We start from the raw sequence: 15,157 nt of genomic DNA on the forward strand, positions 1-15,157 counted from the left end.
CTCAGCCGTGCATCCCGCGTTCAGCCGTCCTTGCGGCGGACCATCTCGGCGATGGCGATCGGCGCGAACGGCGAGGTGCACCCCGGAGGGGTCGGGTAGTCCCGCAGCACCCCCAGGCGCTCGCCGATATCGATGGCCCGCGGCCGCAGTGCCGCATCGTGGATCCCGATCTGGGTGAGGCTCCAGTTCATGGCCCACTGCAGCCGATCCGGCGCCGCCGGCATCTCCGCCTCAATGGTGTCGAGATACGCCGTGAGGTCGAGCCCCTCGGGCTGCTTCCCGATGCGGTCGGAGGTGAGAGCCCAGCCCGCGCTCGCGACGACGGGATCGGGATCCGCGAGCCACCGCTCGCGCAGCTCCTCCGCGTGCGGCCCCTTGCCCACGATGTAGTTCACGAGCCAGTCGTGCACCTTCGGCACGCGGGACTCGCGCAGCATCGTGTCCAGCTCGCCGGCGGAGAACTCGCGCGGGCGGGCGATGAGGAGCGCCACGAGGCGGGCCGGCGTGACGTCGGTCGCCCACAGCTCGCGCGCGAGCGGCTGGTTCTTCTTCAGCCGCTTCGCGATGGCGCGCAGCTTCGAGAGGTTCACCCCGTGATCGTCGCCGTGCTTCTCGTTCACGGCGCGGGCGCGCGGATCCTCGAGGGCGGCGAGCTCGGCGAGCAGCGCGTCGACGGTCTCGACGGTCTCTGCGGGGGCGGCGTCTGCGGCGTCTGCGGCGTTCATGGTGTCACCCTAGTCGCTCGTGGCGGGCGCGACGGGTGCGACCTTCGTCCGATTCGTGACCAGGAAGATGGCGACCAGCGCGAACGCGACGTAGACGAAGCTGAAGATCCCCGCGACACCGATCAGACCCGATGTTCCCGCGGTCGCGGCGTTGTGGGCGTCGATGCCTCCGGTCGCGAGGATCGTCGTCGGATCGGTCGCGGCGTGCAGCAGGATCGCCCACACCAGGCGACCCGTCACGCGCAGGGACAGGTACATCAGGGCGCCGAATCCGAAGGTGTACACGACGGTGCCCAGCACCGTCGACAACGGCTGCCCCTGCAGCGCGTTGCCCGCGTGCATGATCGCGAAGTACGACGCGGACAGCACGAGCACCGCCCGCTCGCCGTATCCGCCGGACCGGAGGATATTCACGACGAACCCGCGGGTGAGCAGTTCCTCGGCGAACCCGACGCAGAGCCCGAGCGCGAGGATCGCGAGCACCGTCGCGACGGCGTAGGCGGACCATCGGGTCCCGATCAGGCGGAGCACGATCGGGATCAGGACCAGCAGCACGGCGAGCCACATCCACCGGCGTCCCGGGAGCGACTCCCGGCGGAAAAGCCCGCGGGCCCACCCGAGCGAGGCCGCCAACACGATCAGCAGGAGGCCCGAGAGCAGGATCGGGAGCGCGACGCCGAAGAAGATGCTCGCGGGGCTGCTGAGCGGGTCCGCGACGTCGATCACGTCGTGGAACAGCGCCGACGTGCCGAGGCCGATGAGCTGATAGACGAGCCAGTACCCGACCACGAGGAGCAGCGCCTTCCACCAGGTGCCCCGGTGCCAGAAGCGCCGCCAACCGTTCGAGTGCTGCGGATCGGACATGGGGGCTCCTCGCTGTCGTCTGAGAGTTCCAATCTAGAGGATTCAGCGGGCGCACCCCGAGACTCCGCGTAACACTCCCCCGGCGGCCCCGCGAGCCGGGCAGAATGGTCAACTATGGACTGGCAGACGCCCGAGGACTCGTTCCCGACCGATTTCATCACCGATGCGCAGCTGCGGGCGCTGCTCGGTCGCCCCCCGATCTCGGGCGGCTGGCGCGACGGCGACCCGGTCGGCGAGCGCACGTTCGTCTCACTGGGTCCGCTCACGACGGAGGCCGGCGAGGAGATCCCGAACACCCGCATCGCCTACGAGTCCTTCGGCGAGCTGAACGAGGCGCGCAACAACGCCATCCTCGTGTTCCACGCGCTCACCGGTGACAGTCACCTCGTGGGCAGTGCGGGACCCGGGCACCCGACCGACGGCTGGTGGACGGAGATCGTCGGTCCCGGCAAGCCGCTCGACACGAACCGGTACTGCATCATCGCCCCGAACGTGCTCGGCGGCTGCCAGGGATCGACGGGTCCGGGATCGCTCGACCCGACGGGCCGCGAGTGGGGTGGCCGCTTCCCCTACTTGACGATCCGGGATCAGGTCGCGGCGACGGCCAGGTTCGCCGACGAGCTGGGCATCGATCGCTTCCGCGCCGTCATCGGCGGCTCGATGGGTGGGATGCACGCGCTGGAGTGGGCGATCGCGCACCCCCAGCGAGTCGAGCGGCTCGCGGTCATCGCCGCGCCGCCCGTGACGACCGCGGATCAGATCGGGCTGAATCTCGTGCAGCTCGAGGCGATCCGATCCGACCCCTTCTACCGCGGCGGCAACTACTACGACGCCCCCGACGGGATCGGCCCCCACCACGGGCTCGCGACGGCCCGCCGGCTCGCGCTGCTCAACTACCGCAGCAACACCGAACTCGACGAGCGCTTCGGCCGCGCCTGGCAGTCGGCCGTCAGCCCGCTCGGCAAGGGCGGGCGCTTCGCGGTCGAGTCGTACCTGGACTTCCACGGCAACAAGTTCACCCGCCGATTCGACGCCAACAGTTACGTCACGCTCGTGCAGGCGATGAATTCGCACGACGTCGGGCGCGGTCGGGGTGGCGTCCGCGCCGCGCTCTCCACCCTCGATCTCCCCACCCTGGTGCTCGGGATCCCGAGCGACCGGCTGTTCACGCTGGAGGGGCAGGACGAGATCGCGCAGCACACCCCGGGCAACCTCGACGGCGACCGGGCCACCAGGATCGAGTCCCCGTTCGGGCACGACGCCTTCCTCATCGAGTTCGCCCTGGTCGGCGCCCAGCTCACCCGGCTGCTCGCCCACTGATCGGCGCGCGCTCACCCGGCTGCCCGCCCACTGGTCGCCGCGCGCTCACACCCTGCTCCCACGTTGCTCCCACTTTGCCCCCGTAGGCTCTGGACAGGTCCACACGGCAGGGAGTCACCAGGGTGTTACGCACGCACGCACCGCGCACGGCGCGCAGGATCGGCGTGTTCGCGACGGTGACGATGACCCTCCCGCTCTGCCTCGTCTCCTGCGCGTCCCCGGGGATCTCAGGCCCACCCGCAGCGGAACTGCGCGCCGCCACCGGCTCCGACCTGCTCGACGTGCAGACGGAGCAGGTGTACCACGTGTCCGAGGTCCAGCTGCTCGCGCCGATCGACACGACGGAACTCGGCGCCGATGTGCAGGATCAGGTCACGCCCTCCGGGTACATGATCATGCAGGACGGGGTCATCACGGCCGCCGAACTCGGGGTCTCCGTCGCCGGGATCACCGAGGCGACGTTTGTGCTGACCGAACCGACGGTGCTCCGTCGCGAGGGACGCGACGAGGGCGTCGTCTACGCGACCGGCACGCTCTCCGTGAACGGGCTCGAGCAGCACGGCACGAGCGTCCGCCTGCTGCCGAGCGTGCTCACCGATCGCGCGGCCGAGTTCGACGTGACGTTCGCGATCCCGGGCAATCTGCTCATGGCGGGCGACCACCCGGGCATCGAGGAGATCTCGGCCCACGTGGCGCTCACCGCGGAGTAGTCCCCGCTAGGAGAAGCGCCGCCGCCGCGTGGCGTCGTGCACCTCGCCGACGAGCTCCTCGATGACGTCCTCCAGGAAGACGACCCCGAGCTCCTCGCCCGACTTCTCGTAGATGCGCGCCAGGTGGATCCCGCGGGCCTGCAGCCGCGCGAGCACGTCCTCGAGCTCGGTATCGGCGTGCATCGACACCATCTCGCGGATCCGCTTCGCCGGGATCGGCTCACCGATCCGGTCCTCCCCCAGCCGCACGAGATCCTTGATGTGCACGTACCCCTCGAGGTCGCCGGTCGGCCCCGCGATGAGATACCGGGAGAACCCGTGTCGGGCGACCGCGGTCTCGACGTCGAGTGGGGTCGATCCGGCGGGGAGCACGACCAGGCGGTCGAGCGGCACCAGGAGGTCGCGCGCCTGCTTCGTCGTGAACTCGAACGCCGCGGTCAGCGCGCCGCTGCGGTCCTCCAGCACCCCCTCGCGGGTGGAGTGGCTGACGATGCTGGCCACCTCCTCCAGCGTGTAGGTGCTCGTGGTCTCGGACTTGGGCTCGACCTTGAACAGCCGCAGCACGCCGTTCGCGATGGCGTTGAGCGCCGCGATGACGTGGCGCAGCACGTGCGACACCCACACGAGCGGGGGCGCGAGGAGCAGCACGGCCTGATCCGGCATCGAGAAGGCCGCGTTCTTCGGCACCATCTCGCCGAACACCACGTGCAGGTACGAGACGCCGAGCAGCGTCAGCACAAACGCCACGATGCTCACGACCTCGGCGGACATGCCGGTCCAGGCGAGCGGCCCCTCGAGCAGGTGGTGGATCGCGGGCTCGGAGACGTTCAGGATCAGCAGCGAGCACACGGTGATGCCGAGCTGGCTCGTCGCGAGCATGAGCGTCGCGTGCTCCATCGCGTACAGCGCGGTCTTCGCGCGTTTGGATCCCGCCTCGGCCTTCGGCTCGATCTGCGAGCGCCGCGCCGAGATGACGGCGAACTCCGCGCCCACGAAGAACGCGTTGGCGATCAGCAGCAGGACCAGCCAGAGAATGCCCAACCAGTCGCTCATGCGCGTCCTCCGTCGTTCGGCTCCGCGTCGCCCACGACCGGGGGGCTCGTGTAGCGCAGTCGGGCGATCCGCCGCCCGTCCATCCGCTCGACGCGCAGCGTGCCGCCGTCGGGCAGCGTCGCCTCGGCCCCGACCTCGGGGATGCGGCCGAGCTCGCGCAGCACGTAGCCAGCGACCGTGTCGTACTCGTCGTCCTCGGGCACGACGATCCCCGTCTGCTCCAGGACCTCGTCGGGCCGCAGGTCGGCGGGGAACGTCATCTCGTCGGCCGTGCCGACGACCCCGGCCGCGGCGCGATCGTGCTCGTCGGCGACCTCGCCCACGATCTCCTCGACGAGATCCTCGAGGGTGACGATGCCGGCGGTGCCGCCGTACTCGTCGACGACGATGGCGACCTGGAAGCCGGCGTTCCGCAGTTCCTCCAGGAGCTGGTCGAGCCGCATCGTGTCGGGCACGCGCACCACGTCCTCCGCGAGCGCCGCGACCGGCACTTCCGCCCGCTTCGCGCGCGGCACGGCGACCGCCTGCTTCACGTGCACGACGCCGATCACGTCGTCGCGATCCTCGTCGATGACGGGGAACCGCGAGAGCCCCGTGCGCCCCGAAAGCTCGAGTACCGCCTGAGCCGGTTCGAGTCGCTGCACACTCTCGATCTTCAGTCGGGGCGTCATGACATCGCCCGCAGTGCGCTCGGCGAAGCGGAGCGTACGATCGAGCAGGGTGGCCGTGTCGGCCTCGAGCAGCCCCGCGCTCGCCGAGTGGCGCACGAGGGAGGACAGCTCCTCCGCCGAGCGGGAGCCGGAGAGCTCCTCCTTCGGCTCGATGCCGATGCCGCGGAGGATCCCGTTCGCGCTGCCGTTCAGCAGTGCGACCGCGGGCTTGAAGGTCGTCGTGAACGCGGCCTGCGCGGGCATCACGAGCTTCGCCGTCGCGAGCGGCTTCGAGATCGCGAAGTTCTTCGGCACGAGCTCGCCCACGATCATCGAGAACACGGTCGCCACGATGATGGCGAGCGGGGCGCTGATCGTGCGCCGGAGCTCCGCGGGCACCCCGATCGCCCCGAGCGGCCCGTCGAGGAAGCCGCTGATGGCGGGTTCGAGGGTGTAGCCCGCAAGCAGGGTGGTGAGAGTGATGCCGAGCTGGGCGCTCGAGAGATGCGTCGACGTGCGGGAGAGGCCGCGGATGACTCGATCGAGGCCGCCCTCACCCCCGGAGCGCCGCCGCTCGAGGTCTTGCCGGTCGAGTGCGACGAGCGAGAACTCCGACGCGACGAAGATGCCCGTGCCGACGGTGAGGAGAATGCCGATGCCGAGGAGAGCCCAGTCGTTCACCGGATGCCTCGGACAGAGAGAAGCCGCGCTTCAGCGCGGCCGGTACTCGGGGGGTCTGACGGTCTGCGAGAGTCTACGTCCATAATCACGACCACTCTACACAGACCGCGCTGAAGATTCACCCGGTTCGTATTCATGTGCGAGCCGCACGGAGGGCGTAGGCTTGTCTGTGGTGCGGCTATGGTGTCGGCACCCCCGGGTACCCCCCCTTTTGCCACCCTTCGGCATGACAACGAGAGGAAGTCGCTTTGGCTGAGCGCACGGAGACCACCGGTCAGGATGGTCCCGCAGGAGATTTCGGTGCAAACGCTTGGCTTGTCGATGAGCTGTGGAAGCAGTATCAGGTCGACAAGAACTCCGTGGATCAATCGTGGTGGCCCGTGCTCGAGCAGTACGCGAGCTCTCCGGCAGCGGCTGAGGCCCAGTCCGCGCCCCCCGCTGCGACGCCCGCCGCAGCGCCCGCGCCGACCGCCGCTCCGGCCGCGACCAGTCACCCCGTGACCTCTCCGATCACCACCCCCACGCAGACCGCGCGCACGACGAACGCAGCCCCGCGCACGGCGCCGATCCCGGCCGACGCCCCGCGCGCGACCCCGTCGTCGAACGCGCCGCTCGCCCCCGCCGAAGAGGACCGCGTCACCCCGCTGCGCGGCATGGCCCGGACGCTCTCCAAGAACATGGATCAGAGCCTCGCGGTGCCGACGGCCACGAGCGTCCGCACGATCCCCGCGAAGCTCCTCATCGACAACCGCATCGTGATCAACAACCACCTGCGGCGCAGTCGCGGCGGCAAGGTGTCGTTCACGCATCTCATCGGCTGGGCCCTGATCCAGACGCTCAAGGAGTTCCCCAGCCAGAACGTCGCCTACGCCGAGGTCGACGGCAAGCCCTCCGTCATCGCCCCGGCGCACGTGGGGCTCGGGATCGCGATCGACGTCCCGAAGCCGGACGGCACCCGCTCGCTGCTCGTGCCGTCGATCAAGCGCGCGGAGACGCTGGACTTCAACGAGTTCCTGGCCGCGTACGAGGACCTGGTGAAGCGCGGCCGCGACAACAAGCTCGGCGCCGACGACTTCCAGGGCACCACCATCTCCCTGACGAACCCCGGCGGCATCGGCACCGTGCACTCGGTGCCCCGCCTCATGCAGGGCCAGGGCAGCATCATCGGCGCGGGCGCCCTCGAGTACCCGGCCGAGTTCCAGGGCTCCTCCCCCGAGGTCCTCACGAACCTCGGCATCGGCAAGACCATCACGCTGACGAGCACCTACGACCACCGCGTCATTCAGGGTGCCGGCTCCGGCGAGTTCCTGAAGCTCGTGCACGAGCGCCTCATCGGCGGCCACAGCTTCTACGAGGACATCTTCTCGGCGCTCCGCATCCCCTACAAGCCTGTCCAGTGGGCGCACGACATCCACGTCGACATCTCCGGCGCCGTCGACAAGTCGGCCCGCGTCCAGGAGCTCATCAACTCCTTCCGGGTCCGCGGCCACCTCATGGCCGACACCGACCCGCTCGAGTACCGCCAGCGCACGCACCCCGACCTCGAGATCGAGTCGCACGGCCTGACCTTCTGGGACCTGGACCGCGAGTTCGTCACCGGTGGCATCGGCGGCAGGCGCAGCATGAAGCTCCGCGACATCCTCGGCGTGCTCCGCGACTCGTACTGCCGCAAGATCGGCATCGAGTACATGCACATCCAGGATCCCGTGCAGCGCACCTGGCTGCGCGAGCAGCTCGAGGTGCCGTACACGAAGCCGAGTCACGACGAGCACCTGCGCATCCTCGAGAAGCTCAACGAGGCCGAGGCCTTCGAGACCTTCCTGCAGACCAAGTACGTCGGGCAGAAGCGCTTCAGCCTCGAGGGCGGCGAGTCGGTGATCCCGCTCCTCGACGCGATGCTCATCGACGCTGCAGAGGACGGCGTCGACTCGGTCGACATCGGCATGGCCCACCGCGGCCGCCTCAACGTCCTCTCCAACATCGCGGGCAAGACCTACGGTCAGATCTTCCGCGAGTTCGAGGGCGCGCAGGCGACGAAGGCGGGGTCGGGCGACGTCAAGTACCACCTCGGCACGACGGGCATGTTCACGGCACCCAACGGCACCCAGGTGCCGGTCCACCTCGCCGCGAACCCCTCCCACCTGGAGACCGTCGACGGCGTGCTCGAGGGCATCGTCCGCGCGAAGCAGGACCTGAAGCCGATCGGCTCGTTCACGACCCTCCCCCTCATCATCCACGGCGACGCCGCGATGGCCGGTCAGGGTGTGGTGTACGAGACGATGCAGATGTCGCAGCTGCGCGGCTACCGCACGGGCGGCACGATCCACGTCATCATCAACAACCAGGTCGGCTTCACCACGCTGCCCACCGACTCCCGCTCGGCGGTCTACTCCTCCGACGTGGGCAAGGTCGTGCAGGCCCCGATCTTCCACGTGAACGGCGACGACCCCGAGTCCGTCGTGCGCGTCGCGAAGCTCGCCTACGCATTCCGCCAGCGGTTCCACGTCGACGTGATCGTCGACCTCATCTGCTACCGCCGACGCGGGCACAACGAGGGCGACGATCCCTCGATGACCCAGCCGCTCATGACCGACCTGATCGAGGCGAAGCGCTCGACCCGTCGGCTCTTCACGAGCTCGCTCGTCGGCCGCGGTGACATCACCGAGGAGGAGTACGAGAAGGCGAAGCAGGACTTCCAGGATCGCCTCGAGCTCGCGTTCCAGGAGACGCACGCCGCGCAGACCGGCGCGATCCCGGTGATCGACCAGAGCGGGATCGGCGAGATCGCCGAGGCCGGCGGCCCCGGCCCCGCGCCGCTCCAGACGGCCGTCGACGTCACCGTGATCGAGCGCATCGGCGACGCGTTCGCGAACAAGCCCGAGGGCTTCACCGTGCACCCGAAGTTGCAGCAGCTGCTCAACAAGCGCTTCACCATGACGCGCGAGGGCGGCATCGACTGGGGCTTCGGCGAGCTGCTCGCCCTCGGCGCCCTGCTCATGGAGGGCACCGCGGTGCGCTTCGCGGGCCAGGACGCGCGCCGCGGCACCTTCGCGCAGCGCCACGCGGTCTTCCACGACCGGGCGAACGGACAGGAGTGGATCCCGCTGCTGAACCTCTCCGAGGAGCAGGCACGGTTCTGGATCTACGACTCGCTGCTCTCCGAGTACGCCGCGCTCGCCTACGAGTACGGCTACTCGCTGCAGCGCGAGGACGCCCTCGTGCTGTGGGAGGCGCAGTTCGGCGACTTCGTCAACGGTGCGCAGAGCGTCGTCGATGAGTTCATCTCCTCCGCCGAGCAGAAGTGGGGCCAGCAGTCCTCCGTCGTGATGCTCCTGCCCCACGGCTACGAGGGTCAGGGTCCCGACCACTCCTCGGCGCGCATCGAGCGGTTCCTCCAGCTCTGCGCCGAGGACAACATGATCGTCACGCGCCCTTCGACCCCGGCCAACTACTTCCACCTGCTGCGGCGGCAGGCGTACGCCCGCCCCCGTAAGCCGCTCGTGGTCTTCACCCCGAAGTCGATGCTGCGGCTGCGCGGCGCGACCTCGAGCATCGAGGACTTCACGACCGGCACGTTCCAGCCGGTGATCGACGACCCGCAGGTCATCGACGCCAACGCGGTGACGCGCGTCGTCCTGGTGTCGGGCAAGACGTACTACGACCTCCGCGTCGCGCTCGACAAGAATCCGGATCCGCGCGTGGCCCTGGTCCGCGTCGAGCAGTTCTACCCGATGCCGGTCGCGCAGCTGGGGCGGGTGCTCACGCAGTACCCCGGTGCCGAGCTGGTGTGGGTGCAGGACGAGCCGGAGAACCAGGGCGCCTGGCCCTTCATCTCCCTGGAGCTGTCGAAGCAGCTGGCGAACGACCGCATCCGCCTGGTCTCCCGCGCGGCCTCGGCCGCGCCCTCAACCGGATCGGCCAAGGTGCACGCCATGGAGCAGGAGGCGCTCGTCTCCCGGGCGCTGCACTTCGACAGCGACGACTAGGACCCGCATGCACAAGCCGCTCCTGGGGCACCCCGCGGTGCACGGCGACGGGGACGTCACCGGGCAGCAGGTCGGCGGGATCGCGCAGCGCATCGCGTCCGCGATCTCCGTCGGCATGCTCACCGTGGGCGAGCGGCTGCCGCCCGAGGCGGAGCTCGCGAGCCAGTTCGGGATCGCGGTCGCGACCCTGCGCAAGGCGCTCGCGACGCTCCGCGCGCAGGGCATCGTCGAGACCCGGCGCGGCCGCAACGGCGGCACGTTCGTGGTGCAGGCGCCGTTCCCCTCGACCGAGTCGCTCACGTCGACCCTCCGCAGCACGAGCATCGTGGTGCTGCGCGACATCGCCGACGAGCATTCGGCGGTCTCGGGCATGGCGGCCCGACTCGCGGCCGAGCGCACACCGCCCGACTTCCGCACCCGCCTCGCGGAGCTCGCGTTCCGCGCTCGAGAAGCGCGCGGCGCCCAGGAGCTCTCGATGGCCGACAGCCGGTTCCACGTCGAGATCGCGGTGCTGAGCCACTCCCAGCGCCTCCTCACCGCGGAGCAGGGTCTGCAGGCCGAGCTCGGCCCGTTCCTGTGGTGCGAGGACCTCACGCGCGCCTCCGGCCAGCTCGCGTTCACGGAACACCTGTCGCTGATCATGGCGATCGAGCAGCAGCGCCCCGATGACGCGCAGCGCATCGCGGTCGATCACGTCAGGGGGAACATCCGCATGATCATCGAAGCCAAACTGCGGCTCGGCGTCCGCGAGCTCCCGGCCCGCACGGCGCAGCGCACGGAGGCGGTGTCGTGAGCGGCGCGGGTTCGACCCCGCCGATGCCGGCTCCGGGTGCGGTGTCCGTCGACGAGACGCTCGATCTCCTCCGCAGCTGGTTCGCCGAGCGATTCGGGCACCTCCGCACGCTCGCCGACGAGTTGATCGCGTACCTCGGGTTCGACGCCGCGGGCAACATCGACCTGAGCGAGACCACCAAGCGCAAGCTCAAGGCCGCGGCCGTGCGCTTCCTCGCCGACAACGAGACCGTCGACGGCTGCGGCCTCATCTTCGCCCACTCGGCGCTCGGCACCGAGAACGGCCACCTCGAGTGGTGGGTGCGCGAGGACGAGTCGCGCTTCGCGCGGTACTCCTTCGGTGTTGTGCCCGGCGCGGATCGGTACTACGACTACGAGCAGCACGAGTGGTTCATCCGCGCCTTCCACGAGGGCACGCCCGCCCTCGTGGGGCCGTACATCGACTACCTCGGCGTCGAGGCCTACGTAATGACCCTCACGGTGCCGGCCGAGATCGACGGCCGCCGGGTGGGCGCCGTCGGCAACGACATGCAGGTCGAGGATCTCGAGCGGGCGCTCATGCCGCTGCTCCTGCGGAGCCCCGTCGAGACCGTGCTGCTCGGGCGGCACGGCACGGTGCTCTTCGGCAACACCTCGCGCTTCCTCCCGGGCGACTGGGTGCCGCCCGTCGTCGACGGTTTCACCCGAGTACCGCTCGAACCGCTCTCGAGCGAAATCCAACTGCTCGTCGCGGCGGGCTAGCTGCTCGCCGCGGCGGGCTCGCTGCTCGCCGCCAGCTTCGCGAACCGGCGGGCCAGCTCCGACCACACGTCGGTGAGCGCGGGCTCGGCCTCGCGTACCCCGCGGATCACGGCGTCGCCCTCGATCCCGAGCTCGGCGAGGCTCTCCTCGTCCTCCTCCACCCACTCCGCCGCCGTCTGGCCGAGGGCCTCGGGGTGGAACTGCACGCCCCACGCGGCGGGGCCGACGCGGAAGGCCTGGTTCGCGCAGGCGGCGCTCGACGCGAGCAGCGTGGCCTGCTCGGGGAGGCGATCGGCCTCGAGGTAGTGCCACTGCACGACCGGCACGGAGGTCGCGCTGAGCTCGCCGAAGAGCGGGTCTCCCGCCGCGGTCTCGCTGAACGCGACGGAATGCAAGCCGATCTCGGGCCCCTCGGGCATCGTGCGCACGTGGCCGCCGGTCGCCGAGACCATGAGCTGCGCGCCGAGGCAGATCCCGAGCGTCGGGACCTGCTGCTCGATGCCGGTGGCGAGGAGGTGCCGCGTGGCGGGGAGCCAGGGCGAGGTGTCGTCCTCCATCGGGCCCATGGCACCGCCGAGCACGATCAGGGCGTCGTAGCCGTCGAGCGACTCCGGCACGGCCCGTCCGACGTCGGGGCCGACGATGTCGAGCTCGGCACCGCCCTCGACCAGACTCGAGGTGAGCAGGCCGAGGCCGGCATTCTCCTGGTGCTCAACGACCAGCACACGTGCGCGACTCATGTTGCGTCCCTTTCTGCGGCGCGATCCCGCGCCCGATCCACGATCCACCGGAAGATCGCGTGCTGTGTCACGTCGGTCGCCGCGGTGTCTTCCGGATGCCACTGTACAGCGATGAGGTCGGCGGTCGGGTGCTCGAGCGCCTCGACCACCCCGTCCGACGCCCGGCCCACGACCCGCAGGCCGTCGCCCACCCGGTCGACCGCCTGGTGGTGGTACGAGGAGACCGGCAGCTCGGACCGCCCGATCGCGGCGGCGAGCGCCGAGTCCGCGGCGAGCGTCACGTCGTGCACGCTGTTGCGGTGCGGACTGTCGGCGGGCACGTCTTGCACCAGGGTGCCGCCGTGCTCGACGTTCAGCAGCTGGAACCCGCGGCAGATCGCGAGCACGGGCACCCCCTGCGCGATCGCGGCCGCCATGAGGTCGGCCTCGAACTGATCCTGCGCGGCGAAGTCGGCCGGGGAGGTCGCGGGATCGGGCTCCTGCCGGTAGCGCGCGGGATCGACGTCGGAGCCGCCCGGCACGAGCAGGCCGTCGAGATCCCGCACCCGCTCCTCGGCCGGCAGCGCGCTCTCCGCGAACAGGGTCAGCGGTTCCCCGCCGGCCCGGATCACGGAGCGCAGCACCGCGGCGGAGACCGCGCTGCCGTCGAAGCGCAGCCCGTGGATCTGGTTCGACCACATCCCGGTCACGCCGATCCGCGGGGTGCTCACGCGGCGCCGTTCCCCTCGAGCGCGGCGGCGGAGAGGGGGAAGGGCAGGAGCGGCATCCACTTCGTCCAGACCGCCTCGAGCGAGCCGTCGGCGATGACCGCCTCGAGCGCCGCGTTGATCTCGGACCGGAGCGCGTCGTTGCCCGGGGCGACCCCGATCCCCCAGCGATTGCCGGTGAGCACCGTGAAGGCCTCCACGAAGTCGGGGTCCTCCTGGCCGAGCGGGATCATCACGACGTCGTCGTCCACGAAGCCGTCGATCGCCCCGGAGCGGGTGGCCTCGATCATGTCACCGAAGACGTCGTCGCTCGCGCCGAAGCTCACGAGCTCGACGCCGGGGAACGTCTCGGCGAGCTTCATGTTCGTCGAGTTCGCGATCGCGCCGATCTTGTAGCCGGCGAGGGCGTCCGCGGAGCGCGCCGGATCGTCGGCCCGCACGATGAGCGTCTCGTTGAAGACCGCGTAGGGGTGCGTGAAGTCGACGAGCGCCGCGCGCTCCTCGGTCATGCCCTGACCGCACCAGACGGCGTCGGCGGCGCCGCTGCGCACGGACGGGATCATGTCGTCCCAGGGCACCATGACCCACTCGACGGCCGCGCCGAGCCGGTCGAAGACGAGCTGGGCGGCCTCGGGCTCGTAGCCGCCGCGCGTGCGCCCGTCGGTGCTCTTCGAGAAGAGCGGCAGCGCTTCCGAGTCGATGCAGGCGAGTCGGATGGTGCGGGTGGTGCGGGTGCTGTCGGTCACGGAATTGCCTCCCAGTACTGATCGAATTCCCACTGCGTGATCAGGCCGCAGTAGCGAGCCCACTCATCCCGCTTGAGCTGGATGAAGATCTTGGTGAGCGCCTCGGGGATCGCGCCCATGAGGTACTCGTCGGCCTCGAAGGCCTCGATCGCCATGCCCAGGGTGTTCGGCACGACGATGCCCGAGAGCACCTCGCTGTGCTCGCCGGGCTCCCCGGGGTCGAGCTTCGCCTCGAGCCCGTGCTCGATCGACGCGAGCAGGTAGAGGTGCGAGAGGTAGGGGTTCACGGAGGCGTCCGGCAGCCGGTACTCCATGCGCCCGTTCGAGGAGATCCGGATCGCCACCCCGCGGGTGTCGAGGCCCCAGTCGGCGCCGGACGGCGCGAACTGCCCCGCGTCCCAGTACCGCTTGTAGGAGTTCACGGTGGATCCCATGACGAGCATCGAGCCCGGGGTGTGCAGCAGCATTCCGGCGATGGCGTGCCGGGCGAGCTCGGTGACGTGCAGCTCCACGCGGCCGTCCTCGATCACGTTCTCGGCCGTGCCGTCATCGGCGACCCGCCAGAGGCTGAGGTTGTGGTGGCAGCCGTTGCCCATCTTGCCGTTGTAGGGCTTCGGCATGAAGCTCGCCTGCAGGCCGAGCTCGCGCGCGACCTGCTTGCAGATCTGCCGGTAGGTGGTCATCCGCTCGGCGGTGAGATCCGCGCGGTCGTAGTTCCAGTTCAGCTCCACCTGCCCGTCGTCCTCGTAGTCCCCCTCGATCATGTCGAGTCCGAGCTCCTGGGCGTACGAGATGACCTTCTTGTACATGGGGCGCATCTTCTCGAGGTTCTCGACCTGATACGCGGGGCTCTGATCCTCCTTGGAGATGACCTCGGTGCCCGGGCCGCTCCACGTCATCTCCGGCTCGAGGCCGCTGCGCAGCTCGAGGCCCGTGCGCTCCGTGAATCCGGCGTGCGCGGCCTTGAAGAGGGCCCGGGTGTCGAGCGGCAGTAGGCGCCCACCGACCTCGCCGAGGTGCGGCGGCTCGTACGCGGTGCAGAAGATCCGCGCGACCTCCGGATCCCACGGCAGCACGTCGAAGGTCTCCGGCTCCGGGAGTCCCCAGAACTCGTGCGCGGCGACGCCTCCGCCGATGAGCTCGCCCTCGCGGCTCGTCTGAAGGTCGGTGAGCGCGGTGCGGTGGAACGCGATCCCCTTCTTCAGATTGCGCTCGAAGTGCTTCGCGGGCACGACCTTCGCGACGGTGCGCGATCCCACGGTCGGCAGCATATAGTAGATGTACTTCACGCCGTGCTCCCGGATCTTCGCGCCGAGGGCGGCGACGGTCTCCGGCCGGAGGTTCGCCTCCTGGTGCCGCGCGAAGGCGGTGTCGTCCGCGAGAATCTCGCGCAGCGCCGCGCCGAAGCGTCCGCCGGTCTTGAGGTCAGACATGGGGGTCCT

The 15,157-nt window shown here is 70.0% G+C and carries 13 protein-coding genes; 5 read left to right on the forward strand and 8 right to left on the reverse strand.

The window, feature by feature from the left end; all coding sequences use genetic code 11:
* Window positions 1-20: 20 nt before the first annotated feature.
* Together MUN76_RS04810 and MUN76_RS04815 are read right to left on the reverse strand one after the other, a co-directional pair.
* Window positions 21-725 (reverse strand): DNA alkylation repair protein, encoded by a 705-nt coding sequence (locus MUN76_RS04810; RefSeq protein ID WP_244687634.1) that lies wholly within the window; start codon window positions 723-725, stop codon window positions 21-23.
* Window positions 726-734: 9 nt separating this feature from the next.
* The gene (locus tag MUN76_RS04815; protein WP_244687636.1) at window positions 735-1,589 is read right to left on the reverse strand and encodes a CPBP family intramembrane glutamic endopeptidase; all 855 of its coding nucleotides are present in this window, start codon (window positions 1,587-1,589) and stop codon (window positions 735-737) included.
* 114 nt (window positions 1,590-1,703) lie between these two features.
* Between MUN76_RS04815 and metX the strand changes: the two genes are divergently transcribed.
* Together metX and MUN76_RS04825 are read left to right on the forward strand one after the other, a co-directional pair.
* Complete coding sequence (metX, locus tag MUN76_RS04820) at window positions 1,704-2,909, forward strand: homoserine O-acetyltransferase MetX (protein ID WP_244687637.1); 1,206 nt, start codon at window positions 1,704-1,706, stop codon at window positions 2,907-2,909.
* Between the two features lie 122 nt (window positions 2,910-3,031).
* Window positions 3,032-3,619, forward strand: a complete 588-nt coding sequence (locus MUN76_RS04825; protein WP_244687639.1) for a hypothetical protein — start codon at window positions 3,032-3,034, stop codon at window positions 3,617-3,619.
* 6 nt (window positions 3,620-3,625) lie between these two features.
* Here MUN76_RS04825 and MUN76_RS04830 read toward each other — a convergent pair whose 3' ends face one another.
* Together MUN76_RS04830 and MUN76_RS04835 are read right to left on the reverse strand one after the other, a co-directional pair.
* A complete protein-coding gene (locus MUN76_RS04830; RefSeq protein ID WP_244687641.1) occupies window positions 3,626-4,672 on the reverse strand; it encodes a hemolysin family protein in 1,047 nt (348 codons plus the stop codon).
* Window positions 4,669-6,003: a hemolysin family protein gene (locus tag MUN76_RS04835; RefSeq protein ID WP_244687642.1), complete on the reverse strand. Its 1,335-nt coding sequence runs from the start codon at window positions 6,001-6,003 to the stop codon at window positions 4,669-4,671. Before MUN76_RS04835 ends, MUN76_RS04830 begins: the two co-directional genes overlap by 4 nt.
* 248 nt (window positions 6,004-6,251) lie before the next feature.
* On the opposite strand from MUN76_RS04835, the gene MUN76_RS04840 reads away from it, so the two are divergent.
* The 3 genes from MUN76_RS04840 to MUN76_RS04850 are packed head-to-tail and all read left to right on the forward strand — an operon-like array spanning window position 6,252 to window position 11,522.
* A complete protein-coding gene (locus MUN76_RS04840) occupies window positions 6,252-9,989 on the forward strand; it encodes a multifunctional oxoglutarate decarboxylase/oxoglutarate dehydrogenase thiamine pyrophosphate-binding subunit/dihydrolipoyllysine-residue succinyltransferase subunit (RefSeq protein WP_244687644.1) in 3,738 nt (1,245 codons plus the stop codon).
* A 7-nt stretch (window positions 9,990-9,996) separates the two neighbouring features.
* Window positions 9,997-10,782 (forward strand): FadR/GntR family transcriptional regulator, encoded by a 786-nt coding sequence (locus MUN76_RS04845; RefSeq protein WP_244687646.1) that lies wholly within the window; start codon window positions 9,997-9,999, stop codon window positions 10,780-10,782.
* On the forward strand, window positions 10,779-11,522 hold the full coding sequence (locus tag MUN76_RS04850) for a cache domain-containing protein (RefSeq protein ID WP_244687648.1): 744 nt from the start codon (window positions 10,779-10,781) through the stop codon (window positions 11,520-11,522). Before MUN76_RS04845 ends, MUN76_RS04850 begins: the two co-directional genes overlap by 4 nt.
* Here MUN76_RS04850 and MUN76_RS04855 read toward each other — a convergent pair.
* The 4 genes from MUN76_RS04855 to MUN76_RS04870 are packed head-to-tail and all read right to left on the reverse strand — an operon-like array spanning window position 11,519 to window position 15,148.
* Window positions 11,519-12,262, reverse strand: a complete 744-nt coding sequence (locus MUN76_RS04855) for a type 1 glutamine amidotransferase (RefSeq protein WP_244687650.1) — start codon at window positions 12,260-12,262, stop codon at window positions 11,519-11,521. The two genes, MUN76_RS04850 and MUN76_RS04855, sit on opposite strands and share 4 nt — an antisense overlap.
* A complete protein-coding gene (locus MUN76_RS04860) occupies window positions 12,259-12,972 on the reverse strand; it encodes a gamma-glutamyl-gamma-aminobutyrate hydrolase family protein (RefSeq protein WP_244687652.1) in 714 nt (237 codons plus the stop codon). Before MUN76_RS04860 ends, MUN76_RS04855 begins: the two co-directional genes overlap by 4 nt.
* Window positions 12,969-13,715 carry a substrate-binding periplasmic protein gene (locus tag MUN76_RS04865; protein ID WP_244687653.1) on the reverse strand — a complete coding sequence of 249 codons (747 nt, stop codon included), beginning with the start codon at window positions 13,713-13,715 and terminating at the stop codon, window positions 12,969-12,971. The genes MUN76_RS04860 and MUN76_RS04865 overlap by 4 nt, the downstream gene beginning before the upstream one ends.
* Window positions 13,712-15,148 carry a glutamine synthetase family protein gene (locus tag MUN76_RS04870; protein ID WP_244687655.1) on the reverse strand — a complete coding sequence of 479 codons (1,437 nt, stop codon included), beginning with the start codon at window positions 15,146-15,148 and terminating at the stop codon, window positions 13,712-13,714. The genes MUN76_RS04865 and MUN76_RS04870 overlap by 4 nt, the downstream gene beginning before the upstream one ends.
* Between the last annotated feature and the right edge of the window lie 9 nt (window positions 15,149-15,157).

Origin of the sequence: Leucobacter rhizosphaerae (assembly GCF_022919175.1) — a bacterium.
Classification (GTDB): Bacteria; Actinomycetota; Actinomycetes; order Actinomycetales; family Microbacteriaceae; genus Leucobacter; species Leucobacter rhizosphaerae.

Bases quoted from the DNA above. Each gene is read 5' to 3' on its own strand.
- MUN76_RS04810 (WP_244687634.1), bottom strand. From the start codon at position 725: ATGAACGCCGCAGACGCCGCAGACGCCGCCCCCGCAGAGACCGTCGAG.
- MUN76_RS04815 (WP_244687636.1), bottom strand. From the start codon at position 1,589: ATGTCCGATCCGCAGCACTCGAACGGTTGGCGGCGCTTCTGGCACCGG.
- metX (WP_244687637.1), top strand. From the start codon at position 1,704: ATGGACTGGCAGACGCCCGAGGACTCGTTCCCGACCGATTTCATCACC.
- MUN76_RS04830 (WP_244687641.1), bottom strand. From the start codon at position 4,672: ATGAGCGACTGGTTGGGCATTCTCTGGCTGGTCCTGCTGCTGATCGCC.
- MUN76_RS04845 (WP_244687646.1), top strand. From the start codon at position 9,997: ATGCACAAGCCGCTCCTGGGGCACCCCGCGGTGCACGGCGACGGGGAC.
- MUN76_RS04855 (WP_244687650.1), bottom strand. From the start codon at position 12,262: ATGAGTCGCGCACGTGTGCTGGTCGTTGAGCACCAGGAGAATGCCGGC.
- MUN76_RS04870 (WP_244687655.1), bottom strand. From the start codon at position 15,148: ATGTCTGACCTCAAGACCGGCGGACGCTTCGGCGCGGCGCTGCGCGAG.